We start from the raw sequence: 22,797 nt of genomic DNA, 5'->3' as shown, positions 1-22,797 counted from the left end.
AAGCCGTGTTGCACGGCCCCGGCCTCCCGGCGCCTCAGGAGCGGAGGACAATCCGATCCTCGGATCAAGTCCGAGGATGACGGCGATGGGGGGAGGCCTCAGTTCGCCTTGGACGGATCGGGCGGCAGGGCCGGAAGGGGCGCGCAGGGGACGCCGTCCTCCTTCAGCTTCTTCACCTCGGCTGGGCTGGCCTCGCCATAGATCTCGCGCTTCTCGGACCGGCCCTCGTGGATGTCGCGGGCCTCGCGGGCGAAGGCGTCTCCGACATAGTCGAAGTTCTGCTCGACATGGGCGCGGACCTCGCGGGCGGCCTCCAGCATCATGGTCTGCATCTTCTGGCGCATGTCATCGGGGGCTGCGGACTTGCGCGTGCCCGAGACGGCCGGGGCCATGATCTGTTTCTCGACGGTGCGCGAGCCGCAGAAGGGGCATTCGACCAGGCCGCGTTCGGCCTGATCGTCATAGTCGGCCGAGGCGCTGAACCAGGCCTCGAATTCGTGAGCGGCGTCGCATTTCAGGGCGTAGCGGATCATGGCGCGGCGACCGGCGTCGGGGCCGCGAACGCGCGATCGTGGGTCAGGGCCGGGATGGAGGCGCGGGCTTGGGTCACGGCGTCGAGATCGAGCGTGGCGTGCAGGACGCCGGGCTCGTCGTGATCGAGTTTGGCGATGACCCTGCCCCAGGGGTCGATGACGACCGACCGACCCCAGGTCTTGCGGCCGTCCTCGTGCGTCCCACCCTGGGCCGGGGCCAGGACGAAGGCGCCGGTCTCGATGGCGCGGGCGCGCAGCAGGGTCTCCCAGTGGGCCTCGCCGGTCGGAACGGTGAAGGCGGCCGGGACCGAGATCATCACCGCCCCCGCCTGGGCCAGGGCCCGGTGCAGATAGGGGAAGCGGACGTCGTAGCAGATGGTCAGCCCCAGCCCGCCCCAGGGGGTTTCGGCGACGACGGCCCGATCGCCCGGCCGCACGGTGGCGCTCTCGCGATAGACCTCGCCATCAGCCAGGCTGACGTCGAAGACATGCATCTTGTCGTAGGCCGCGACCAGTTTCCCCGTGCCGTCGATCAGCAGGGAGCGGTTGGCGGCGCGGGCGTCCCCGGCATGGCCGGAGGCGACGATGGCCGAACCGATCAGGATCCAGACCCCCAGTTCCGCCGCCAGACGCCGCAGGCCCAGCACCGCCGCGTCATGGTCCTGATCGACGATGACCGCCTCGCGCCGCTCGCGACGCTGCTCCAGCACGTTGGAGCCCTCGGGGGTCAGGATGAACTTCGCCCCCTCCGCCGCCGCCCGGCGCACCAGCGGCTCCAGCTCGGCCAGCGATGCGCGCTGGTCGGCGGGCGTCCGCGTCTGGATCAGGGCGATCGGGAGGGACGTCATTGCTCGGATCGCCGCTTTGTGGAGCGCCAGATGGTTTTCACCACCGCCGGAAGGAAGACGCCGTAGAGGAAATAGAACCCCACCATCATCAGGGCCGACAAGACGAGTGCGCCCGCATTCATCCAGGGGTCGTCGAAGCGCCAGAAGACGAATGCGACCCAGACAATCCAGAAGATGAACAGCCCGATCTTGAGCGCGGTCTTCATGGTCAGGCGGCCAGAAGCGGGTCCAGCTCGCCCTTGCGGTCCAGGGCGTGGAGGTCGTCCGAGCCGCCGACGTGTTTTCCGTCGATGAAGATCTGGGGGAAGGTGGCGGCGCCGCCCGACTTCTCGACCATCTCGGCCTTCTTGGCCGGGTCGTTGGAGGCGACGATCTCGGTGTAGTCCACGCCCTTCTTCTTCAGCAGACTCATGGCCGCGAAGCAGTAGGGGCAGCCGGGCTTGGTGTAGAGGACGACGTCGGCCATGAGGGTCTCCGGAAAAAGGGCGGGGTTCGTCCCTATCTAGTGAGTTCTCGCGCGGTTCGCACCCTCGCGATGACGGCCAGATCGACGGCGCGGGCGCCGGCGTCGAGCAGCGCCCTGGTGCAGGCCTCGGCCGTGGCGCCGGTGGTCAGGACGTCGTCGATCAGGAGGATGCGCCGGCCCTTGATCGCGCGACGGCCGCTTTCGGAAACGGCGAAGGCGGACTTGACGTTCAACCGCCGGCCCCGCGCGCTCTTGCCGCCCTGGCTGTCAGTCGCCGTGACGCGGATCAGGGCGTCGGGCAGGTAGTCGAGCCGGGCGTCGCGGGCCAGAGGCCGGGCGATCTCGGCGGCCTGGTTGAAGCGACGGGTCAGCAGTCGCGTCCGGTGCAGGGGCGTGGGGACCACGGCGTCGGCCGCCTCGACCAGGTCGGCGGCGGATCGGGCGATCCAGCGCGCGAACAGGGGGGCGAACTGCTGCTGGTCGCCGTGCTTGAACTTCAGGATCAGCCCGCGCGAATGCTCGTCATAGACACAGGCCGCCCGCGCCCGGCCGAAGGCGTAGGGCTGGGCCAGACAGGCGGCGCAGCGATCGGCGGCGAAGGCTCCGCCGTCGTATTCGAAGGCCGCGCCGCAGCCGTCGCAGACCGGCGCCTCCAGAAAGGCGACGCGGCTCCAGGCGTCGGGGCTGAGGCCGGCGGCGGCGGTCGCCTCGCGGCTGTCATGGGCCACCGGCGGCAGGATCAGGTCGGCCAGACCACGCAGGACGGCGGTTGATCCGGGCCAGCGCGGACGCAGGGCGGCGACGGCCCGCCCTTTCCATCCCGGTTCCGAACCCCCATCCTGAACCCGCATGACCGCCTCCCCTTCAGATGACCGCCCCGATTCCGGCCCGCCCCGCCTGTTCGACCCGGTGCGCCGGGCCGCGCGGCTGGACCGGGCGGCGGGCCGTTTCGCCGAGGCCGACTTCCTGCACGCCCGCGCCGCAGAGGGGGCGGTGAACAGTCTGGAGGCCATCCTGCGGGAGTTTCCGGTCGCGGTCGACCTCTCGGCCTTTCCGGGGTCGTTCGCGCGATTGCTGGCCGACAGCGATGCGGCCGGGCGGGTCGGGCCGATCCGGCGTCTGGAAGAGGGGCGGGTCGATCCGGGGCGTCTGCCCCTGCCGCTGGAGGATCGGTCCTGCGACCTGATCGTCTCGGTCATGACCCTGCACTGGGCCAACGACCTGCCCGGCGCGCTCAGCCAGATCCAGCGGGCGCTGAAACCGGACGGCCTGTTCCTGGGCACGCTGCTGGGAGCGGGGACCTTGAAGGAACTGCGGGCGGTGCTGACGGAGGCGGAACTGGCCGAGCGCGGTGGGGCCCAGGCGCGGGTCTCGCCCTTCGCCGACGGCTATGACGGGGCCGCCCTGTTGCAAAGGGCCGGCTTCGCCCTGCCGGTGTCGGACGTGGATCGGCTGACGGTGCGCTATCCCGACATGTTCGCCCTGATCCGCGACCTGAGGGCGATGGGAGAAACGGGGGTTCCGTTCGGCGCGATCCGGCCGCTGACGCGCACGATCGCCGCGCGGGCCGCGGCCCTCTACGCCGAACGGTATGCAGAGGCAGACGGCCGCATTCCGGCGACCTTCGAGATCGTCAACCTGGCGGGCTGGGCGCGCAGCGACAACCAGCAGAAGCCCTTGCCGCGCGGTTCGGCGACGATGCGGCTGGCGGACGCCCTGGGCGTTCGCGAGGGGGAGTAGCTCCGGCCCTTCAGCCGCCCATGCCGGTGCGGATGGCGTCCATCGCCCGGTTGAACAGGCCGCTGGACGTATTGCCGAAGATGGTCAGGGAGCCGACGATGGCCAGGAAGATCAGCGAGATGATCAGCCCGTATTCGATGGCCGTGGCGCCGCTCTCGTCGCGTTGGAACCGGGTCAGAAACGCACGCATCCGGCCCTCCTCTTCAGGGTCTGATCAGATCAGATCGCACAACCAGGCGATCAGGGGCGCGTCGGCGGGCGGCATGGGATAGTCCGAAAGTCGGTTCGGCTTCACCCAGGCCAGGGCGGCGTGTTCGCGGGCGACCACGGTCCCCGACCAGCGTCGGCACAGATACAATGGCATCAACAGGTGAAATGAATCGTAAGCGTGGGAGGCGAAAACGAAGGGGGCGAGGCAGGCCTCGGTCACGTCGATGCCCAGCTCCTCCTTCAGTTCGCGGATAAGGGCCGCCTCGGGCCGTTCGCCAGGCTCTACCTTGCCGCCGGGAAATTCCCACAACCCGGCCAGTTGCTTGCCCTCGGGCCGCTGGGCGATCAGCACCCGCCCATCGACGTCGATCAGGGCGACGGCGACCACGAGCACGGTGGGCAGGGGCGATTCGGGGGCGGTTCCGGTCATGGAACGGATGTAGCGAGCCGCAGCCGCCCTGTCGCGTTCACGCCGTCGTTGGCCCCCGGGCGGGGGCGGCGCTCCCTGCGATTGAACCCCAGGTGTGGCCGTCGCGCGCTAGCGGAATGGGGCGGCAATGCGGCATGGACGGGGTTCAACTCCTTGTTTTCAGACCCATGCGACCGCTCGCCCAGTCCCAGACCCTGATCAGTCCCGAAATCCAGGCCTTCGTCGGCGGGTTCCCCGTGCTGCTGATCCATGCCGGAACCACCCTCGCCCTGCTGGTGGGCGGGGCGGCGGTATACGCCCTGCTGTCGCCGTGGAAGGAGGTCGATCAGATCCGCCAGGGCAATCCGGCCGCCACGGTGGCTTTCGGCGGGGTGCTGCTGGGCCTGGCCGCGCCCCTGGCGGTGTCCCTGTCGGTGTCGAGTTCGACCCTGGACATCCTGATCTGGGGCGCCGTGGCGGTGGTGATGCAGCTTCTGGCCTTCCGCCTGGTCGACCTGATTTTGGCCGGATCGCCGCAGCGGGTGCGTGACGGCGACATATCGGCCGCGGTCCTGCTGGTCTCGGCCCGGCTGGCCACTGCGCTTGTCCTCGCCGCCGCCCTGACGGGCTGAGGGCGATGGATCGCCCGCAACGGCCCCTGACGGCCGCTCTGGCGGCCCTGACGGGGCGGGCGCCGGACTGGCTGATCTACGCCGGGGTTCTGGTCGGGCTGGTCCTGATTTCGCTGGTTTTGGCCGAGAAGGCCGATGCGCCCCCCGCACCGTCCGCGCCGAACGAGACGGAGGCGGCCCTCCTGGGTCCGGTGACGCCCTTCGATCCCGAGGTGATGGTGGAGGCGCCGCACAGGGCCTTCCAGCCGACCTCGGGCACGGCCTTTTCCGTCGCCGACGACGGGCGCTGGGTCACGGCGCGGCATGTGGTGGAGGGCTGTCGCCGCCCGGCCCTGCCGCGCGGCGGCGGACGGGCGGTGGCCCCCGCCTTCCGCCTGGCGCCCCACGCCGACATGGCCCTCCTGATCACGGAGGGCGGCCCGGCCGGCCTGCGGCTGCGCCCGGCGGCGCCGAAGATCGGCCAGCTGGCCTATCATCCGGGCTTTCCGCAGGGACGGGCGGGCGAGGCGGCGAGCCGTCTGCTGGGCGAGGACGTGATCCGGTCGCCGGGACGGGGGCGGACGTCGGAGCGGGTGCTGGCCTGGGCCGAGGTGGGCCGGACCCGGGGCCTGGACGGCGCCCTGTCGGGCCTGTCGGGCGCCCCGGCCCTGGATCGCATGGGGCGGGTGATGGGGGTGACCATCGCGGAGGCGCCGCGTCGGGGCCGGATTTATACGACCACACCCTGGGATCTGGCCCAGGCCGTTCGGGGCCAAACCCGACCCGGCGACGCCCGCGACGAGACGATCACCCTCGACAACTACGGCCGCACCTCTGACGACCTGCGACGCGACCTGCGCGTGGCCCAGGTGGTCTGTCTGTCCTAGATCGGCCGCCGCCGCCCAGGCTCTCAGGCCGCCAGGCCGACCGTTTTCATCAGGCCCTTGATTTCGTGCAGCATCTCGGGCGCCTCGACCATGGCCGAGCGGGCCTGAGGGGTGCGGACCAGCTTCAGCACCTCGGCCTTGGCGCGATCCGCGACGGGGCCGGTCGGGCCGGTCTGGCCGGCGGCGAGTCGCAGCAGGGCGGCGATCTTCTGCGGCGGCGGGGCCTCGGCGCGCGCCATCTGGGACACCAGCCGCGCGTCGGTCTCGATCACCCCGCCCAGCTGGCCGATGGAGGCCAGGAGGCGGTCCCGGTCCGTGTCGGACAGGGCGCAGGCCAGGATCGAGCGCTGAAGCCCGGCCAGAACCGCCAGCTTCTGCACGGGATGGACGCCCGGCGCCCGCATCTCGCTCTCGAAGCGGAGGGCCGTCAGGCTGGCGTCGAGCCAGCGCGCCGCGGCGCGCTTGTTGGCCGTCCCGGTGACGTTCTCGCAGAGCCGGACCAGGGTCTCCACCTCCATCAGGGCGGTCTCGCGCCCGGCGGTGCAGGCGCCGACGAAATCGGCGGTCACCAGGCTCTTGGAGCGTTCGATGAAGGCCGCCTGGACCTCGTCCAGGGTCAGGAGGCGGCCGGCCGTGGCGGTCAGACAGGCGGCCAGGGTGCGCAGGATGCCGATCTCGCCGAGGGCGTCCCCCGGCCTCAGGCGACGGGGCCCCATCAGCTCGCGCAGCACCATCCGCGCCAGGACGCGGGCCAGATTCGGGAACTCATCGCGGGACAGATAGGCGGCCAGCCGCCCGGCCGCGCCGTCTACGACGGGGATCATGTCGCCCATGCGCGGCTCGGCGCGGATCAGGGCCGCGATCTCCTGGGGGGCGGACATCCGCACCACGGCCGCCAGACTGGCGCCCTGGTCGAGGTCGGGCCCCAGAACGTCGGCCAGGCCGCTGCGGGCGCTGAGCAGGTCGCACAGCAGATGTTCGATCTGATCCATGACCAGGGCGCGACCGGGACCGTCCACCGGCGCCTGATCGGCCAGGTCCATGAGCCGTTCCAGCCGTTCGCGAGGTCCGCCGCCGGCTGCGGCGGCGCGGCAGACGATCCCGCCCATGACGAAAATGCGATCGCTCTTGCCGGCCAGGCCCTGGACGATCCGCCCCAGGGGCTGGACGGCGGGGTCGGGGAACAGGCCGCGCCGTCCGGCGGCGACCAGTCGGGCGATGGAGGCCTCGGCCAGCCGTTGATAGTGACGGATCAGGTCGTGGGTTGGCTGGCCGGTCGCCTGGCTTTCGGGGATGGCCACCTTCTGGATGGCGTGCTGCAGCTCGACGCCCGAGGCGTCCAGCTTCTCGGCCAGGTCCGGCCGGTGCAGCAGTTCGTAGGCCGTGATGCGATTGCGCATCAGCCAGTCCTCCAGCACCGCGTTTAGCCGCTCGCGGGCCAGGGGGGTGTAGAGATCGTGCGGGGCGCTGCAGGTCGGCTGGCCCTGGTCGGGATCGACCAGCCGCTTGCGCTTGGGCTCGGGGGCGCCGCGCGTCAGGATGGTGACGCTGACGAACTCCATGGTGTCGGGGTCCAGGGTCTCCTTGGTCACCCGGACAGCGACGGCCAGCTGGTTGCGCAGGGTCTCCTCGGCCGTTTCCACGGCGATCGCCCGGTCCTCGGTGGCCATGGCCAGGGCCCAGGGCGACGGGGGCGTCTTGCGGACGTAGATTTCGTAGTGGATCGGACCGGCCATAGAGCCATTCTGCACGGCAGGTTTTAAGGTCCGGTTTCATCGATCGGCCCCGCCGCCGCGCCGCCGCCCTTGGCCCCGGGGCCGCGCCGCCCTAATGTCACCGCGTTCGCGGCGAACGGTTACGCTTGTCGCGCGTTAGAACGCCATGACGAAGGCGGCCGGTCGCGGCCGCGAAACGCTGAGGAGGGCCGTTTGGCCAACATCACCCTGGTCGATGACGACGAGAACATCGTCGCCTCCGTGTCCCTGGCGCTGGAAAGCCACGGCCACAAGATCACCGCCTATCACGACGGCGTCGCGGGGCTGGAAGCCCTGGAAAACTCCCCGCCCGATCTGGCGATCCTGGATGTGAAGATGCCCCGCATGGACGGGATGGAGGTGCTGCGCCGCCTGCGCCAGACCAGTCAGATCCCGGTCATTATGCTGACCTCCAAGGACGAGGAGATCGACGAGATCCTCGGCTTCAACCTCGGCGCCGACGACTATATCCACAAGCCGTTCAGCCAGCGTCTTCTGATCGAGCGGGTCAAGGCCCTGCTGCGCCGCACGGGCGCCGACGGCGGCGAGCCCGAGCCTTCGGCCGAATCCTCGGGCAAGGCGATCCGTCGCGGCAAGCTGGTCATGGACCCGGCGCGGCACGAGAGCACCTGGGACGGCAAGGCGGTCAAGCTGACAGTGACGGAGTTCCTGCTGCTCCAGGCCTTGGCCCAGCGCCCCGGCTTCGTGAAGAGCCGCGACAACCTGATGGACGCCGCCTACGACGACCAGGTCTATGTCGACGACCGGACCATCGACAGCCATGTGAAGCGGATGCGCAAGAAGTTCAGGGTGGTCGATCCCGAGTTCGACGCGATCGAGACCCTGTATGGCGTCGGTTACCGATACCGCGAAAGCTGAGCGTCCGGCCCGGCCGGAGCGCAACCAGGCCCGACTGGAGCTAACCCGAAGGCTGAACCGCTTCGGCAGCTCCCGGCTGGGCGGGCTGATCTTCGCCCTGAATATGCTCAGCCTGCTGATTCTGCTGGGCGGAGCGCTCGCGTTGAACGAGTGGAGCCGGGGCCTCGTGGAGGCGCGGCAGGACTCGCTTGTCGGCCAGGCAGAGCTGCTCGCCAATGTTCTGGCCGACAAGGAGTACACGGTCGGCGAGCCGACCCCGCAGTTCAACCCGGCCACGGTCCCGCAGGTCCTGCTCGACCGGTTCATTCCCGAGGGCCAGCGCGCCAGGCTCTATGACGCCGACGGGGTGATGTTCGTGGATTCCATCGGGCTTGAGCCCGGCGCGATCGACCTCAGACCCTTCGCCGACTCCTACGCCGTGACCGAGGTCATACCGGGTCAGCCCTTGCCGCCGGCCCGCCCCGCTGGAACGCCGGTCAAGACGACGCCGCCGAAAGCGGAGGCGAAAGCCAATGCCCGCCAGCTGCGAGCCCGGCAGGAACTGATCGAGGAGGTCAAGGCCGCTCTCGCCGGCCAGATCCAGAAGACCATCCGCCATGACGAGGAGGGCAAGCGGGTCGTCTCGGTGTCCGTTCCCGTGCGGCACGTCAGCCAGATCCTCGGCGTCCTGACGCTGCAGGCCGACGACGTCGATGAAATCCTGGCGGCCCAGCGCACGGCGCTGATCCCCTTCGCCCTGGTGGCCCTGGCGGTGAATGTCCTGACCTGGATCCTCCTCAACCAGTTCGTGGCCCGGCCGATCCTGAGGCTGTCGGCGGCGGCGGATCAGGTGCGGATGCAGAGGGCGCGGGCCATCTCCCTGCCCGATCTGGAGGGGCGGCGCGACGAGATCGGCGATCTGGCCAAGTCGCTGGAGACCATGACCGAGACCCTGTCGGACCGGATGGACGCCATCGAGGCCTTCGCCGCCGACGTGTCGCACGAGATCAAGAACCCCCTGACCTCGATCCGGTCGGCGCTGGAGACCCTGGCCCTGGTCAAGACCGACGAGCAGAGGGATCGTTTGAACGCCCTGTTGCAGGCCGACGTGAAACGGCTGGACCGGCTGATTACGGACATCTCCAACGCTTCGCGGCTGGACGCGGAGCTGTCGCGCGAACGGCCCCGTCCGATCGACCTGAACGCCCTGATCGGCGACATCGTCGGCGTCTACGCCACAACCAAGAAGCCGGGACAGGCGAAGGTCGAGCTGTCGACCGTTGCGGATGGCCTGCGCGTGCTCGGCCGCGACGGCCCCCTGGGTCAGGTGTTCCGCAACCTGATCGACAACGCTCGCTCCTTCAGCCCCGCCGGCGGGACCGTGCGGGTCTCGACCGAACGGTCTGCGGCCGATCCGAACAAGGCCGTCGTCACCGTGGACGACGACGGACCCGGCATCCCGCCCGAGAACCTGGAGACGGTGTTCAAGCGGTTCTACACCTCGCGCCCGAAAGGCACGGCCTTCGGCGCCAACTCGGGTCTCGGCCTGTCGATCGTGCGCCAGATCGTCGAGGCGCATGGCGGTCAGGCGAGGGCGCTGAACCGGGTGGATGACGAGGGCGCCGTGGTCGGCGCGCGTTTCGTGGTCGAACTGCCGACCACCCATCTGGCCGCGGTTCGCCGCACGGCGAGCGACGAGGCGTGACGGGCGAGAACCCGTCGCCGCTGATCCACGCGACCTCCGTGGCGCGGCATGGACCGGAGGGCTGGAGCGGCGTCCTGCTGACTGGACCTTCGGGCGCGGGCAAGAGCGACATGGCGCTGAGGCTGGTCGGGCGCGGCTGGCGACTGGTGTCGGACGACTACAGCCGGGTCTGGCGGTCGGGCGAGGCCCTCTATGCAGCCCCGCCGGAGACCCTGCCGCCCGGTCTGATCGGGTGTCTGGAGGCGAGGGGGTTGGGCGTGATCCCGGTCGGCGTGTCCCGACCCCTGGTTCGCATCGCCCTGGTCGTCGTCTGCGGCCAGACGACGGTCGAGCGCCTGCCCGAGCCCGAGGTCGAGACCCTGTGCGGGCTCGACCTGCCGCGGATGGCGCTGGACATCCGGCCCGCCTCGGCGAGCGAGACCCTGGAGCGGGCGCTCGCCCGGATCGCGACGAAAACGCCCGGTCGCAGGCTGTGACGCGAGGCCGCTTTCAACCTGTCGGCCTTTCCTTTATTCAGGCCAGCTTGCTGTCCGTGCCGGGCCTCCCATCCGGCGATATGGCGGACGCGGTTTCGGGGCGTTGAGTTGGTGAAGCCTTCATGATCGGCCTTGTGATCGTGACCCACGGGGGTCTGGCGTCCGAGTTCCTCGCGGCGATGGAGCATGTGGTCGGTCCCCAGCGCGGGGTCGCGGCCGTCTGCATCGGGCCCGAGGACGACATGGAGCGCCGCCGTCGCGACATCGTCGACGCCGCCGCCGCCGTGGACGACGGCTCGGGCGTCATCCTGCTGACCGACATGTTCGGCGGCACCCCCTCCAACCTGGCCATCTCGGTGATGGAGCAGACCCACGCCGAGGTCATCGCCGGGCTGAACCTGCCCATGCTCATCAAGCTGGCCAGCGTGCGTCAGCGCGAGGACCTGGAGGCCTGTGTGGCCCATGCCCAGGACGCCGCGCGCAAATACATCTCGGTCGCCTCCTGGGTTCTGGCCGGAGAGAAGTAGGATGAGCGCGCCCGTGACGGCCACGGCCGACATCTGCAACGCCCGGGGACTGCATGCCCGCGCCTCGGCCAAGTTCGTCAAGCTGGCCTCGACCTTCGAGAGCGAGATCCATGTCAGCCGCGAGGGGACGACGGTCAACGCCCTGTCGATCATGGGCCTGCTGATGCTGGGCGCCGGGATCGGCTCGACCATCGACATCTCGGCCGAGGGGCCGGACGCCGAAGAGGCCCTGGCCGCCCTGCTGGACCTGGTCGCGCGCCGGTTCGACGAAGACGCCTGAACCCCTTCCTCGACGGAAACCATCCCATGGCGGCCCCTCGTTCGATCCTCGCGGCGACCCTGGCGACCCTGGGGCTGGGCGGTTGCGCCACGGTGGTTCCCGCCTCCTGGAAGGCCGTGCCGGACGGGGCGGCCATGGCCGACGCCTATCCGGGTTTCGCCTCCCACGCCGGGATCGAGGGCAAGGCCAGTCTGGTCTGCCAGAGCGGGATCGACGGGCGGCTGTCGGACTGCCGGGTCGAGAAGGTCGCGCCGCTGGGCCTGGGCTTCGACGCCGCCGCCCTGAAGCTGACGGACCGGTTCGAGTCCAATCCCCAGACCCGCAATGGAGCGCTGACCGCCTCCGAGGTGGCGTTCCGGGTGGTTTTCAGTCTGCCGCCCGTCGATACGGTCCAGCCGTGGGAAGGGCCGGAGCCGTCGGCCGAGACCCTGGCTCTGGCGCGAGAGGTCGCGCCGCGCTTCACCCCCGGCCTGCGTCAGGGGCCGCGCGCCATCAGCCTGGACGGGCTGGACGCCGATCGGGTCGAGGCGGTCCAGGCCATGATCGACGGGCTTGAACGGGAGGTCCGGCCCCAGGCGATCGAGGCCGTCGCCACGGCCATGGCCCGAACGGTCTCGCCCGAGGACCTGCGCGGCATGGCCATGGGGCGGCGGCCCACGCGACCCAACCTGACCGATGAGCAGCTCGACCGGGCGGGCGACAAGGCCAAGGCCCTGGGGCTGCGCGCCAATGAAAGGCTGAAGGCCCTGTACTGCGCCGCCTACGACTGCAGCGACGCGCTTTAGGCGCCCGCCTTTTCGCCGTCGTCCCCGCCTTTTCGCCGTCATCCTCGGGCTTGACCCGAGGATCAGCCTTAGGGCGGCACGGCGGATTGGAGACGGCCGCGTTCGACGAAGATTTCGCCATTCACCTGCACAGGCGCGGCGCCGCCGACCCTCGGGTCGAGCCCGAGGGTGACGGGTGGGCGTTCAGGAAGTCTGGATCAGGACTTCCCGCCCCGTCCGGGCGCTCTCCATACCCGCGTCGAGCACCCGCATGACGGCCAGAGCCTGATCCGGCGGAACGGGGTTGTCGCCTTCGCCACGCAGGGCTTTCGCAATGGCTGAATAATAGGCCGGATAGTCGCCGGGCGGACCCGGGGCGGCCGAGCGGGCGCCCGTGTCGCCATCGACCCAGGTGGCGGGCCGGGGATCGACGCCCCAGCCGGGCGCGCCGGGCGCCATTCCGGATTTCAGCTGATCCTCCTGCACGTCCAGCCCGCCCTTCAGCCAGCTGGCCGAGGTTCCGTGGACGGCGAAGCGGACCTCGGGCGCGGCCATGACCATGGCGGCGTTGAGCACGACCCTGAGCCCGTCGTCGTAGCGCAGCACCGCATGGGCCCAGTCGGGGCTGAGGCCGCCGTCGCGCTGGATCGCCAGCGAACAGGTGATCCCGACCGGCAGGCCGAACAGGACCAGCATCTGGTCGATCAGATGGGGGCCGAGGTCAAGCCAGCAGCCGGCGCCGGGCGCCTCGCGCCAGCGGTCGCGGACCACGGGGCGGTGGCGGTCGAACCGGCTCTCGACCGTGACCACCCGACCCAGCCGCCCGCGCTCGATTTCGCGTTTCAGGGCCAGGAAGTCGGCGTCCCAGCGCCGGTTCTGGAACACCGAGAGCAAGAGGCCCCGTTCCTCGGCCAGGGCGACGACGGCCGCCGCATCGGCGTGGGTCAGGGCGAAGGGCTTGTCGATCACCACCGCCTTGCCGGCCCTCAGCGCCGCCGTGGCCTGTTCGGCGTGGACGGCGTCGGGGGTGGCGACGACGACCAGTTCGACGTCCGGGTCGGCCAGGGCCTCGGTCAGGCTGGCCACGGTCTTCACGCCGGGAAGGTCGGTGCGGACCACCTCGGGCTGGCTGGTGGCGACGAGGTGGAGGTCCATCCCCGGCGCGGCGCGGATCAGCGGCGCATGGAAGGTCTTGCCCGCAAAGCCATAGCCGATCAGGGCGACCCTGACGGGGCCGGTGCGGCGCGTCGATGCAGGCGAAGAGGCCGTGACGGAGGCGAACAGGTCATCCGTCACGGCGTCAGTCTCCGGCAGGCTCAGCCCGCGACCATGCTCATGTCGCGGCGGGCCATCATCTTGTCGAACTCGGACCAGACGCCGTCGGCGCCGTGCCAGGACCCCTGCGTCGCCGCCTTGGAGTATTCGGTGGCGCGGGCCTCGAAGAAGTTGGCGTGTTCGACGCCGCTCAGCAGCGACTGCAGCCAGGGCAGAGGGTTCTCGCGCGAGCCGCCGTAAAGCTCCGGCAGGTCCAGCTGACGCAGGCGCCAGTCGGCGATGAAGCGGATGTATTTCTTGATGTCCTCGGGAGTCATGCCGTCGACCGAACCCATCTCGAAGGCCAGGTCGATGAACTTGTCCTCCATGTCCACCACGGTGCGGCAGCATTCGACGATGTCCTCGGCCACCGCCTTGGTCACCGCCCCCGTTTCCTTGTTGAAGGCGTGGTAGAGCTTGATGATGCCCTCGCAGTGCAGGCTCTCGTCGCGCACCGACCAGCTGACGATCTGGCCCATGCCCTTCATCTTGTTCTGGCGCGGGAAGTTCATCAGCATCGCGAACGAGGCGAACAGCTGCAGCCCCTCGGAGAAGCCGCCGAACATGGCCAGGGTCCGACAGATGTCGGCGTCGGTCTCGACCCCGAACTGGCTCATGTAGTCGTGCTTGTCCTTCATGGCCTCGTATTCCATGAAGGCGCCGAACTCGGCCTCGGGCATGCCGATGGTCTCGAGCAGCAGGGCGTAGGCGGCGATATGGATGGTCTCCATATTGCCGAACGCCGCCAGCATCATCTTCACCTCGGTCGGTTTGAAGACGCGGCCGTAGCGCTCCATGTAGTTATCCTGGACCTCGATGTCCGCCTGGGTGAAGAAGCGGAAGATCTGGGTCAGCAGGTTGCGCTCGCCGTCGTTCAGATTGGCCGCCCAGTCCTTGCAGTCCTCGCCCAGCGGCACCTCTTCGGGCATCCAGTGGACCTGCTGCTGCTTCTTCCACATGTCGAAGGCCCAGGGATAGCGGAACGGCTTGTAGGCGGCCGAGGAGGTCAGAAGGCCGGGGGTTCCGGGCTTGATGATGGCGTGGGCGTTCATCGGAGGGCGCGCTCTGAAACGGATCGGATGGGAGACGGAATCGAGACGTTCACCATGCGGCCACAAGACCCCGGCGCCAAGCCGAAATGAGGCTATTTAGCGATCACATTTTTCGCAGCCGCTAGATGTGGTGTTTGGGCGCGCGATTCCGGGGGACGGTTCGGGGGATGGTTTCGGAGCGGATTGGGCTGCGGCCGCCAAGCTCCGCGAGAATTGGCGCTGTAGAGAAGCGGGCCTTGGCGTAAATCGCCGAAAGCGGACCTATTGAAAGTCGGCTGGGGTGTGGGGAGCGGGCCGTCGATCAGATGCCAAAGATGCTTACCGCTTCGCCTCGTTCATTCGCCAAAGCCAGCCAACCATTCACTTGGCCGATCATCTTCATCGTATCGGGGTCGTCATAGACGAGTGTGCCAATGGCCGCGATTAACGCTCCCAAACTCGTTGGAGTGATGGCGGTAACGCTGTGCCGTAACCCGCTATACCAATCCGGGATCGCAACACGGATCGCTGGCTCCAGTTGGTCGAACGCCTGTTCACTGATCACGACACCCTTGACCGAGCCATCACGCCAATCGCCAGTGCCGAACTGGATGACCATGCCGGAAGCGAGGCCATCGACGTAGACGACTGACATATCCGGTGCGGTATCGTCCATCGAGCCACGGTCTCACATATCCGCTGACCGCCGCAACGTCTGCAACGGGTCGGCATCAGCCATTCGCTTCGACGCGGAAATCAGACCTTTGGCTGAAGACCGTCTCACTTCCCTTCTCCCGGCGGGAGAAGGTGGCCGCGTAGCGGACGGATGAGGGGTTGGCGGCGCAGTCGGCGTGAGCCGTCGCGCGGGCATTGATACGGCTTGCGCCGATTTCGACAGAAGCCCCTCACCCTTTCGCCCAAGAACGATCGCTTCGCTCTCGTGGGCTCGAGCCCTCTCCCGCCGGGAGAGGGAGGTTGCCCCTCACCCCCCGCCGTCCACCGCCTGGTTGATCCGCGCGATCAGGGCGTCGCGCGCCGCCGAGCGTTCGGCGCCGGTCGCGACGGGCCAGGCGGAGAGGATGACGACCACCAGGTTCCGCTGCGGATCGACATGCAGCCTCTGGCCGAAGATCCCGCTGGCGGCGAAGGTCCCGGCGTCGGTGGTCCACCACTGGAAGCCGTAGCCGCGACCGGGGATGCCGATGTCGGCCTGTTTGCGCGTCGCTGCCTCGAACCATCCGTCGGGGGTGATGGCGCGGCCGTCTATACGGCCCTGATCCAGCAGCAGCATCCCGACCCGTCCCCAGTCCTGAAGCGTGGCCGAGACGCAGCAGCCGCCGACCTCCTTGCCTCCGGCGTCCAGCAGCCACCGGCCGTCCCGCGCCATGCCGGCGGGCCGCCAGATCGTCTCCGACAGATACTGCGACAGGGGCTTGCCGACCGCCCGGGCCAGGAGGACGCCGACCAGATTGGTCTCGCCGGTGTTGTAGAGCCAGCGGGTTCCGGGCTCCGCGGCGCGGGGCAGGCGGCGCATATAGGAGATCGTCGCATCCACGCCGGGATCGGGCGCTACGACCAGCATCCGGGCCACGTCGGCGTTTGGATCGGTATAGTCCTCGTTCCAGGCGGCCCCGGAGGTCATGGTCAGGAGCTGGCGCAGGGTGACCCCGTCATAGGCGCTGCCCTTCATCTCCGGCAGATAGGCCACGACCTGATCGTCCAGCCCGCCGATATGGCCGTCGCGGATCGCCGCCCCCACCAGGGTCGAGGTCAGGGACTTGGTCATGGAGAAGGAGACCCAGGGGTCCTGTGGCGTCATGCCCAGGCCGTAGCGCTCCAGCCGCACCTTTCCGTCCTGGATCACCAGGAGCCCGGCCGTCCGCTCCGCCTGCATGAAGGCGTCGACGTCGAGGTCCAGCGGCTGGCCCTGCATCAGGGGGCGGGGCGAGCCCGAGGCCGCCACGGTCGCATGGGGGACGAGCTCGCCCATGCGTCGGAAGTCCGCCTCCCGACGTTCGGGCGTCCAGAAGAGGACGCCCGGGTCGGCGGACCGGGCGGCGGATGCAGGCGTCTGCGCCTGTGCAAGGGCCGGCAGCGTCAGCCCCAACGCGCTCGCCAGTCCAATGATGATCGCGATCCGGCGCATTCGCCCCTCCCCTGTCCCGTGCCGATCGCATAGCCTCGTTGAGGATGAACCGGAAGCGCGCCTGTCCGCTTCTGTCGCGAAGGAGGACCGGCATGGGTTTCACCGTCTATGGCGCCGCCGGATCGGGTTCGGTACCGGTCGAGGCCGTGCTGACGCTGGTCGGCGCGCCCCATCGCGTGGTCGAGGCCGCGACCTGGGAGGGCGAGGCCGAGCGCGACAAGGTCGCCGGCGCCAATCCGATGCGCCAGATCCCGGCCCTGATAACCCCCGAGGGCGAGACGATCACCGAGAGCGCCGCCATCCTGCTGTGGCTGACCGAGCGGTTTCCCGAGGCGGGCCTGGCGCCCCCGCCCGGCGATCCGCGCCGGGGTCAGTTCCTGCGCTGGATGAGCTTCATCCCGGCCTCGATCTATTCGATGTACTGGGTCCGAGACGAACCGGGGCGTCTGGTCGGGGACGACGCGACGGCGCAGGCGACGGTGCTGGAGCGAACCGCCGACCGCATCGCCCACTGCTGGTCGGTGATGGAGGCCCAGGTGACGCCGGGCCGCTTCCTGATGGGCGAGGACCTGACGGTGCTGGACCTCTATGTCGCCGTGGTCAGCCGATGGCGCCCGCTGCGGTCCCGGTTCCACGCCGTGGCGCCGCGCATGGGGGAGGTGGTCCGGCGGGTGGACGCCCTGCCGGACCTGCAGGCCTTCTGGGCCGAGCGATTCCCGTTCGAGGGGGATTATGCCGGTCCGTTCGTGATGAGCCCGCCGTAAGGTTTGGTCAGGGGCGTCGCGGCCGGCAACAGGTCAGGATGGGTCGTCAAGGGAGACCCGCATGACCCGATCCAGCCTTGTAACCCCAGCCTTGCCGACGATGTTCGCCTGCCTTTCAGTCGTCCTGGCTCCGACCCAGATCCAGGCTCAGACGGTGGCCCAGAATCAAGCTGTCTGCTCGGCTCTCACCGGATCTGGCTACACGCCGTCTCAACAGGTCGCCGCCTGTTCCGCCCTGAGCGGCAACAGCGCCCTGAGCGCCCATGACAGGGCCATGGCGCTCTACAATCGCGGCCGTGCCTGGAGTGATGCGGGCGATCAGGCCAGGGCGGCGGCCGACTATGGCGAGGCGATCCGGCTGCGGCCGGACTATCGGGAGGCCTTCTACAATCGCGGTACGGCGCGGAACCAGTTGGGTCAGCATGCGGAGGCCATCTCCGACTTCGACGCCGCGATCCGTCTCTTTCCGGGTTACGTCAACGCCTGGGTCAATCGGGGCAATGCGAGGGTTATGACCGGTGATCTCGCCGGAGCCGTCGGCGACTATACCGAGGCGATCCGGCTGAGCCCGACCCTCCGGCAGGCCTGGAACAATCGCGGCATCGTGAGGCGACGGCTGGGTGACACGGCCGGAGCCGATGCGGATCGGGCGGAGGCGGCGCGGCTGGCGGCGCCCTAAAGGTCGCTCAGGCGGCGTCCGCGACGTCGCGGGGCCCCTCGGCCAGGGTCTGGCGGATGGCCTCGGCCAGGTCGGTGAAGGCGATCGGCTTGGCCAGATGGCCGTCCATTCCGGCGGCGAGGCAGCGGGCGGCGTCCTCGGGCATGGCGTCGGCGGTAAGGGCCAGGATCGGCGTACGGGCCGCCCGGCCGCCCAGGGCGCGGATGGCGCGGGTGGCGGCCAGCCCGTCGATCCGGGGCATGCGGACGTCCATCAGGATCAGGTCGTAGTCGCTGGACTGGCACAGACGCACGGCCTGATCGCCGTCCTCCGCCTGGTCGACCTCGCAACCCATGACGTTCAGCATCAGCCGGGCGACCTCGCGATTGGCCGGGTGGTCGTCGACGACCAGAATGCGGGGGGCGGCGGCGAGTTCTTCCGTTGTGGCCGAGGCGGCGGCGGGCGCCGGCTCGACCGTCTCGGCCATGGTCATCGGCAGGCGCAGGGTGAAGGTCGCGCCCTCTCCCGGCCGGCTGTCGACCACGACATCGCCGCCCAGAAGCCGGGCCTGACGCTGCACCACAGCCAGACCGATGCCGGCGCCGCCGTGGCGGCGGCTGATGGAATCGTCGCCCTGGACGAAGACCTCGAACAGGGTGGCGGCCTGGTCGGCGTCGAGGCCGCAGCCGGTGTCGCTGACCGCGATCAGCACCGTCTCGTCCAGCCGGTCGGCGCGGACCGTGACGCCGCCGTGGGGCGTGAATTTCACCGCATTGCCGATCAGATGCTGCAGGGCCTGGCGCAGGCGGCGGCGGTCGCCGATCAGGGCGACGGCGGCATCCGGCCGGATGTCGACGCGGAGGCTCAGGCCCCGGGTTTCGGCCTCCAGGCGATGCGGCGCCAGGGCCGCCTCGACGACCTCCGCGAGACGCAGGGGCGCGGCCTCGACGGCATCGTCGCCGCGCGAAATCTCCAGCACATCCTCGACGAGGCTGAGCAGGGCGTCGCCGGCGGAGCGGATCTGTTCCAGCGGCTGGCGGTCGTCCGGCGCGGCGCGGCGCGAGAGGACCTCGGCATAGCCGGCGATGCTGTTCAGCGGCGTGCGCATCTCATGGCTCATCAGGGCCAGGAAGCGGGACTTGGCGGCGTCGGACTGTTCGGCGCGACGACGGGCGGCGTCGGCCGCCTCGGTGCGGCTGCGCAGGCTCTGCATCAGCCGACGGCGTTCGGTCGTGGCGGTGCTGACCGGCAGGGCCACCGCGACCACCACCAGCATGAAGACATAGTAGAGGCTGAGGGCCGAAACCACGTCTCCGCCGCCGAACAGCATGGGCCAGTCGGGCAGGTCGGTCAGGATCAGCGCGCCACGGCCCGAGGCGGTCGCCGCTCCACCGATGACGGCGATCCCGATGACCCCCAGGGCCACCCGTGACGGCGACAGGCGGAAGGCGGCCAGCAAGAGGAAGGGAAAGATGAGGAAGGCCATCGGGGCATGGGTCTGGGCGAAGACCAGGGCCGTAACCGCAAGCAGCAGGGCGATGATGGCGCTGTCCCGGGCGCGGTGCGGGTCGGCGTGGCCGGGCACGGGCTTCCTCGACGCGATCATGACGAGGGCGGGGGTGACGATCACGGCGCTGAGGGCCTCGACCGTGAAGAACCGCTGAAGCACGAAGACCGCCTGTTCCAGGCCATAGCCATGCAGAACGACGGCGATCGCGACCGACACCCCGGCCGAGACCAGGACGGCCGGGGCGACAGCCAGCAGGGCGAAGCGCCACAGGCGGCCCGGCCGACGCAGGTCCAGGGCGGCGCCGCCGACGCGCCGGGCGACGAGGGCCACGGCGACGGCCTCGGCCGCGTTCATCGCGACATTGATGATGAAGAAGGGCATCTGGTCGCCGCGCACCAGATTGTTGAGCAGATTCAGGGCGATGCCGATGACCAGCATGGCCATGGCCGGACGGCGCGGCAGGACCAGCAGGGCGGCGATCATCACCGCATTGGCCGGCCAGAAGACCACGGCGTCGAAGGCGAAGGTCGACAGGGTGCCCAGGGCGAGGGCTACGACATAAAGGGCCAGGAACGTCCGGAGCCCGAGCCCCTGCGTTCGCGCCGCCTCATGTTTGAACAGTCGCCAGCGACCGCGCATCCCGGCCCCCCATGACCGCCCCACACAGGCTTCTGATTAGGTCCATTTGGTTAAGAAACCCGACGCCTTTCACACGGGGTTATACGTATGGTCGCAGGGCCGGAACGGATGAGACCGGCGGGCCGTTTCGGGATTCCCGCTGTTCAGAGTTCCCCATGTCCGACGTCGTCCTCGATCCGAGCTTCCATCCTCCGGCCGACGCCGTCGCCTTCTATGAGGAGAGCCTGCGGTTGCTGAAGGAGAGCGGCATCCCGTTTCTGCTGTCGGGCACCTATGCGGTGACGGCCTATACGGGGATCACCCGGCCGACCAAGGATCTGGACGTCTTCTGCAAGCCCGGCGACTACCCCCGCATCTTGGCCTTCTTTCAGGCGCGGGGCTACCGCACCGACGTCGAGGACGAGCGCTGGATCGCCAAGGTCTGGAAGGACGAAAAGCATTTCTTCGACGTGATCTTCGCCATGTCCAACGGCACGATCGCGGTCAATGACTCCTGGTTCGGCGACGACACGATCGAGGTCTATGGCCATGAGGTGAGCATCACTCCGCCGACCGCCCTGATCCTGTCAAAGGTCTTCATCCAGGACCGCTATCGCTACGACGGCGCCGATGTGAACCACATCATCCTCAAACAGGCCGGGGCGATCGACTGGAAGAGCCTGCTGGACCAGATGGACCTCTACTGGGAGGTGCTGATGTCGCATCTGCTGAACTTCCGCTTCGCCTATCCGACCGAGCGGGACAATGTGCCGCCCTGGCTGATGACCGAGCTCAGCGAACGGCTGCGGGCCCAGGTCGATCTGCCGGCGCCCCGGGTCAAGGTCTGTCGCGGCCGACTGTTCAGCGCCCGGGACTATGTGTCCGACGTGGCCGAATGGGGCTTCGGCGACGTGGTCGGCAAGGGGCTGGAGGAGCGTCATGACCCCATCCACTGAACCCGAGGACGACGCCCCCATTCCACCCGCCTGGTGGCTGGCCGCCCGTCGCGAGGATGACGACCGCCACGCCGGGCCGAGCGAGCAACAGGCGCCGGGCGATGTCGAAAGCCGCGCCTTCACCGCCCCCCTGATCTCGCCCGGACGCCGCCTGTGACCGTCAGCCCACCCGACCCGCAGACGCCCCAGCCGGGCATGGAGGCGGGACCGCACAACACCCTGCGCGTCGCCGCCGTGGGCGATCTGCACGTCAACGACCAGTCGTCGGGCGGCTATCGGGAGCTGTTCGAGCGGGTGGGGGACGACGCCGACGTTCTGTGCCTGTGCGGCGACCTGACCAACTACGGCAAGACGGCCGAGGTCGAGAACCTGCTGGCCGACCTGCGCGCCTGCCGGATTCCCATGGTCGGGGTGCTGGGCAATCACGAGCACGAATGCGGCCAGCCCGAGGAGGTCGCCCGCATGCTGACCGACGCCGGGGTCCAGATGCTGAACGGCCAGGCCTATGAAATCCAGGGCGTCGGCTTCGCCGGCGGCAAGGGGTTCGTCGGCGGCTTTGGCCGCTACATGCTGTCGTCCTTCGGCGAGGCCTCGATCAAGACCTTCGTCCAGGCGGCGGTCGAGGACGCCCACCTGATCGAGAACTCCATCCGCATGTTGCGCACCGAGCGGTCGGTGGTGCTGCTGCACTATTCGCCGGTGGTGGATACGGTCGTGGGCGAGCCGCCCGAGATCCACGCCTTCCTCGGCTCATCCCGCCTGGCCGAGACCATCGACCGCTACGACAACGTCAGCCTGGTCGTCCACGGCCACGCCCATCGCGGCGCCCCGGAGGGGGCCACGAACCGGGGGGTGCCGGTCTACAACGTCGCCCTGCCCGTGCTGCGGACCCTGGGCGAGACCCCCTATCGGGTCTTCGAGGTCTAGGGCGCGCTCAGCGCGGCTTGCGGTCGGGCGACGAAGGCGACAGGCTGGCCCCGGAACAGGAGCCCGCCATGGCCGTCACCCGCTATCTCGCCGTCTTCACCTCGGACAAGGCCGGCCCGCGCTGGGCGGCCTGGCGCGCCATGACCCCGGAACAGCAGGACGAAACCGCCGCGCGCGGCGTCGCCGCCGTCAAGGCCTGGGAGGAGGCGCACCGCGACGACATCCTCTATGTCGGCGGACCGCTGGGGCCGACCAAACGGATTTCCGACGCGGGTCAGGTGACCGACGTGGTCAACCTCCTGACCGTCTTCATGGTGGTGAAGGCCCCCTCGCACGAGGCGGCCGTCCGCCTGTTCGACGACCACCCGCATATGTCGATCTTCGTCTGCGACGGAGTGGAGGTGATGCCGGTGCTGGGGGACTGATCACCGATTGGAGAGGGGCCCCCGACGTCTTTCGGGCGAAATCACGGGGCGGTGCGATCGCCTATTCAACGAGATGAAGATGATTGCCCTTGCCAGGAGACGTAATCACGTCCGGATTTGCTGGAACGCCGAGCGTAACCAAACCAAAGACAAGCCTCTCAATCTCCGCCTGTGGAACGGAAAGAAGCGCTGACAAATAGCCTGCTCCGTGGCCATCCGAGCGGAGAGCCGCAAAAATCTTCTCCCAAACTTGCGATCGTTCAGGCACCATCTCTTCAGGTTCTCGAATACGGTACCCCATACGAGATATCTCTATAAAGAGACTTTGATATTGATGGTATTTGAGTAAGCCGACTTGGTGAAGGCGCATGGTCATAGCA

General features: G+C 69.1%; 29 protein-coding genes. 15 read left to right on the top strand and 14 right to left on the bottom strand.

What is annotated here, in order from left to right; genetic code table 11:
- Window positions 1-98 precede the first annotated feature (98 nt).
- The 5 genes from ACT6QK_RS08145 to ACT6QK_RS08125 are packed head-to-tail and all read right to left on the bottom strand — an operon-like array spanning window position 99 to window position 2,698.
- Window positions 99-533 (bottom strand): DUF1178 family protein, encoded by a 435-nt coding sequence (locus ACT6QK_RS08145; RefSeq protein ID WP_444597327.1) that lies wholly within the window; start codon window positions 531-533, stop codon window positions 99-101.
- Entirely contained in the window at window positions 530-1,381 is an 852-nt protein-coding gene (locus ACT6QK_RS08140; RefSeq protein ID WP_444597326.1) for a carbon-nitrogen hydrolase family protein, read from the bottom strand. Before ACT6QK_RS08140 ends, ACT6QK_RS08145 begins: the two co-directional genes overlap by 4 nt.
- Window positions 1,378-1,587: a hypothetical protein gene (locus ACT6QK_RS08135; protein ID WP_444597325.1), complete on the bottom strand. Its 210-nt coding sequence runs from the start codon at window positions 1,585-1,587 to the stop codon at window positions 1,378-1,380. Before ACT6QK_RS08135 ends, ACT6QK_RS08140 begins: the two co-directional genes overlap by 4 nt.
- 2 nt (window positions 1,588-1,589) lie before the next feature.
- Window positions 1,590-1,847: a glutaredoxin 3 gene (gene grxC / locus ACT6QK_RS08130; RefSeq protein WP_444597324.1), complete on the bottom strand. Its 258-nt coding sequence runs from the start codon at window positions 1,845-1,847 to the stop codon at window positions 1,590-1,592.
- Between the two features lie 32 nt (window positions 1,848-1,879).
- Entirely contained in the window at window positions 1,880-2,698 is an 819-nt protein-coding gene (locus ACT6QK_RS08125) for a ComF family protein (protein ID WP_444597323.1), read from the bottom strand.
- On the opposite strand from ACT6QK_RS08125, the gene ACT6QK_RS08120 reads away from it, so the two are divergent.
- A complete protein-coding gene (locus tag ACT6QK_RS08120) occupies window positions 2,697-3,587 on the top strand; it encodes a methyltransferase domain-containing protein (protein ID WP_444597322.1) in 891 nt (296 codons plus the stop codon). The genes ACT6QK_RS08125 and ACT6QK_RS08120 overlap by 2 nt on opposite strands.
- Window positions 3,588-3,597: 10 nt before the next feature.
- On the opposite strand, the gene ACT6QK_RS08115 is transcribed toward ACT6QK_RS08120, so the two are convergent.
- Together ACT6QK_RS08115 and ACT6QK_RS08110 are read right to left on the bottom strand one after the other, a co-directional pair.
- Window positions 3,598-3,777, bottom strand: coding sequence for a Flp family type IVb pilin (locus tag ACT6QK_RS08115; protein WP_444597321.1), 180 nt, complete (start codon window positions 3,775-3,777; stop codon window positions 3,598-3,600).
- Between the two features lie 24 nt (window positions 3,778-3,801).
- Window positions 3,802-4,227: a (deoxy)nucleoside triphosphate pyrophosphohydrolase gene (locus ACT6QK_RS08110; RefSeq protein ID WP_444597320.1), complete on the bottom strand. Its 426-nt coding sequence runs from the start codon at window positions 4,225-4,227 to the stop codon at window positions 3,802-3,804.
- Between the two features lie 167 nt (window positions 4,228-4,394).
- Here ACT6QK_RS08110 and ACT6QK_RS08105 point away from each other — a divergent pair, with 167 nt between their 5' ends.
- Together ACT6QK_RS08105 and ACT6QK_RS08100 are read left to right on the top strand one after the other, a co-directional pair.
- On the top strand, window positions 4,395-4,838 hold the full coding sequence (locus tag ACT6QK_RS08105; protein WP_444597319.1) for a DUF350 domain-containing protein: 444 nt from the start codon (window positions 4,395-4,397) through the stop codon (window positions 4,836-4,838).
- A gap of 5 nt (window positions 4,839-4,843) precedes the next feature.
- On the top strand, window positions 4,844-5,704 hold the full coding sequence (locus ACT6QK_RS08100) for a S1 family peptidase (RefSeq protein ID WP_444597318.1): 861 nt from the start codon (window positions 4,844-4,846) through the stop codon (window positions 5,702-5,704).
- A 23-nt stretch (window positions 5,705-5,727) separates the two neighbouring features.
- Here the strand turns inward: ACT6QK_RS08100 and ACT6QK_RS08095 are convergent, their stop codons facing one another.
- Window positions 5,728-7,440: a hypothetical protein gene (locus tag ACT6QK_RS08095; RefSeq protein ID WP_444597317.1), complete on the bottom strand. Its 1,713-nt coding sequence runs from the start codon at window positions 7,438-7,440 to the stop codon at window positions 5,728-5,730.
- A 192-nt stretch (window positions 7,441-7,632) separates the two neighbouring features.
- Between ACT6QK_RS08095 and ACT6QK_RS08090 the strand changes: the two genes are divergently transcribed.
- The 6 genes from ACT6QK_RS08090 to ACT6QK_RS08065 all read left to right on the top strand — a co-directional run bounded on the left by ACT6QK_RS08090 (window position 7,633) and on the right by ACT6QK_RS08065 (window position 12,089).
- Window positions 7,633-8,337 (top strand): response regulator transcription factor, encoded by a 705-nt coding sequence (locus ACT6QK_RS08090; RefSeq protein WP_444597316.1) that lies wholly within the window; start codon window positions 7,633-7,635, stop codon window positions 8,335-8,337.
- A complete protein-coding gene (locus ACT6QK_RS08085; RefSeq protein WP_444597315.1) occupies window positions 8,306-10,021 on the top strand; it encodes an ATP-binding protein in 1,716 nt (571 codons plus the stop codon). The genes ACT6QK_RS08090 and ACT6QK_RS08085 overlap by 32 nt, the downstream gene beginning before the upstream one ends.
- Window positions 10,018-10,497, top strand: coding sequence for an HPr kinase/phosphorylase (locus tag ACT6QK_RS08080; RefSeq protein WP_444597314.1), 480 nt, complete (start codon window positions 10,018-10,020; stop codon window positions 10,495-10,497). Before ACT6QK_RS08085 ends, ACT6QK_RS08080 begins: the two co-directional genes overlap by 4 nt.
- 122 nt (window positions 10,498-10,619) lie before the next feature.
- The gene (locus ACT6QK_RS08075; RefSeq protein WP_444597313.1) at window positions 10,620-11,024 is read left to right on the top strand and encodes a PTS sugar transporter subunit IIA; all 405 of its coding nucleotides are present in this window, start codon (window positions 10,620-10,622) and stop codon (window positions 11,022-11,024) included.
- 1 nt (window position 11,025) lies between these two features.
- Window positions 11,026-11,304: an HPr family phosphocarrier protein gene (locus ACT6QK_RS08070; protein ID WP_444597312.1), complete on the top strand. Its 279-nt coding sequence runs from the start codon at window positions 11,026-11,028 to the stop codon at window positions 11,302-11,304.
- 26 nt (window positions 11,305-11,330) lie between these two features.
- Window positions 11,331-12,089 carry a TonB family protein gene (locus ACT6QK_RS08065; RefSeq protein ID WP_444597311.1) on the top strand — a complete coding sequence of 253 codons (759 nt, stop codon included), beginning with the start codon at window positions 11,331-11,333 and terminating at the stop codon, window positions 12,087-12,089.
- Window positions 12,090-12,272: 183 nt separating this feature from the next.
- Here the strand turns inward: ACT6QK_RS08065 and ACT6QK_RS08060 are convergent, their stop codons facing one another.
- From ACT6QK_RS08060 to ACT6QK_RS08045, 4 genes are all read right to left on the bottom strand, one after another.
- Complete coding sequence (locus ACT6QK_RS08060; RefSeq protein ID WP_444597310.1) at window positions 12,273-13,364, bottom strand: oxidoreductase; 1,092 nt, start codon at window positions 13,362-13,364, stop codon at window positions 12,273-12,275.
- A gap of 20 nt (window positions 13,365-13,384) precedes the next feature.
- The gene (locus tag ACT6QK_RS08055) at window positions 13,385-14,434 is read right to left on the bottom strand and encodes a ribonucleotide-diphosphate reductase subunit beta (protein ID WP_444597309.1); all 1,050 of its coding nucleotides are present in this window, start codon (window positions 14,432-14,434) and stop codon (window positions 13,385-13,387) included.
- 301 nt (window positions 14,435-14,735) lie between these two features.
- Window positions 14,736-15,089 carry a hypothetical protein gene (locus ACT6QK_RS08050; protein WP_444597308.1) on the bottom strand — a complete coding sequence of 118 codons (354 nt, stop codon included), beginning with the start codon at window positions 15,087-15,089 and terminating at the stop codon, window positions 14,736-14,738.
- Between the two features lie 306 nt (window positions 15,090-15,395).
- Window positions 15,396-16,559: a serine hydrolase domain-containing protein gene (locus tag ACT6QK_RS08045; protein ID WP_444597307.1), complete on the bottom strand. Its 1,164-nt coding sequence runs from the start codon at window positions 16,557-16,559 to the stop codon at window positions 15,396-15,398.
- Between the two features lie 92 nt (window positions 16,560-16,651).
- Here ACT6QK_RS08045 and ACT6QK_RS08040 point away from each other — a divergent pair, with 92 nt between their 5' ends.
- Both ACT6QK_RS08040 and ACT6QK_RS08035 read left to right on the top strand, forming a co-directional pair.
- Window positions 16,652-17,323 carry a glutathione S-transferase family protein gene (locus ACT6QK_RS08040; protein ID WP_444597306.1) on the top strand — a complete coding sequence of 224 codons (672 nt, stop codon included), beginning with the start codon at window positions 16,652-16,654 and terminating at the stop codon, window positions 17,321-17,323.
- A 61-nt stretch (window positions 17,324-17,384) separates the two neighbouring features.
- Complete coding sequence (locus tag ACT6QK_RS08035; protein ID WP_444597305.1) at window positions 17,385-18,002, top strand: tetratricopeptide repeat protein; 618 nt, start codon at window positions 17,385-17,387, stop codon at window positions 18,000-18,002.
- Between the two features lie 7 nt (window positions 18,003-18,009).
- On the opposite strand, the gene ACT6QK_RS08030 is transcribed toward ACT6QK_RS08035, so the two are convergent.
- On the bottom strand, window positions 18,010-20,130 hold the full coding sequence (locus ACT6QK_RS08030) for a response regulator (RefSeq protein ID WP_444597304.1): 2,121 nt from the start codon (window positions 20,128-20,130) through the stop codon (window positions 18,010-18,012).
- 155 nt (window positions 20,131-20,285) lie between these two features.
- Between ACT6QK_RS08030 and ACT6QK_RS08025 the strand changes: the two genes are divergently transcribed.
- The 4 genes from ACT6QK_RS08025 to ACT6QK_RS08010 all read left to right on the top strand — a co-directional run bounded on the left by ACT6QK_RS08025 (window position 20,286) and on the right by ACT6QK_RS08010 (window position 22,417).
- Window positions 20,286-21,065: a hypothetical protein gene (locus ACT6QK_RS08025; protein ID WP_444597303.1), complete on the top strand. Its 780-nt coding sequence runs from the start codon at window positions 20,286-20,288 to the stop codon at window positions 21,063-21,065.
- Entirely contained in the window at window positions 21,049-21,222 is a 174-nt protein-coding gene (locus ACT6QK_RS08020) for a hypothetical protein (protein WP_444597302.1), read from the top strand. The genes ACT6QK_RS08025 and ACT6QK_RS08020 overlap by 17 nt, the downstream gene beginning before the upstream one ends.
- Window positions 21,219-21,992, top strand: a complete 774-nt coding sequence (locus ACT6QK_RS08015; RefSeq protein ID WP_444597301.1) for a metallophosphoesterase family protein — start codon at window positions 21,219-21,221, stop codon at window positions 21,990-21,992. The genes ACT6QK_RS08020 and ACT6QK_RS08015 overlap by 4 nt, the downstream gene beginning before the upstream one ends.
- A gap of 68 nt (window positions 21,993-22,060) precedes the next feature.
- Window positions 22,061-22,417: a hypothetical protein gene (locus ACT6QK_RS08010; RefSeq protein ID WP_444597300.1), complete on the top strand. Its 357-nt coding sequence runs from the start codon at window positions 22,061-22,063 to the stop codon at window positions 22,415-22,417.
- 61 nt (window positions 22,418-22,478) lie between these two features.
- Here ACT6QK_RS08010 and ACT6QK_RS08005 read toward each other — a convergent pair.
- Window positions 22,479-22,797: hypothetical protein (locus ACT6QK_RS08005; RefSeq protein WP_444597299.1), on the bottom strand; the 319-nt coding region annotated here is incomplete at its 5' end.

The organism is Brevundimonas sp. (assembly GCF_052436175.1).
Lineage (GTDB): Bacteria > Pseudomonadota > Alphaproteobacteria > Caulobacterales > Caulobacteraceae > Brevundimonas.
This window is presented reverse-complemented; position numbering and strand designations above follow the sequence as displayed.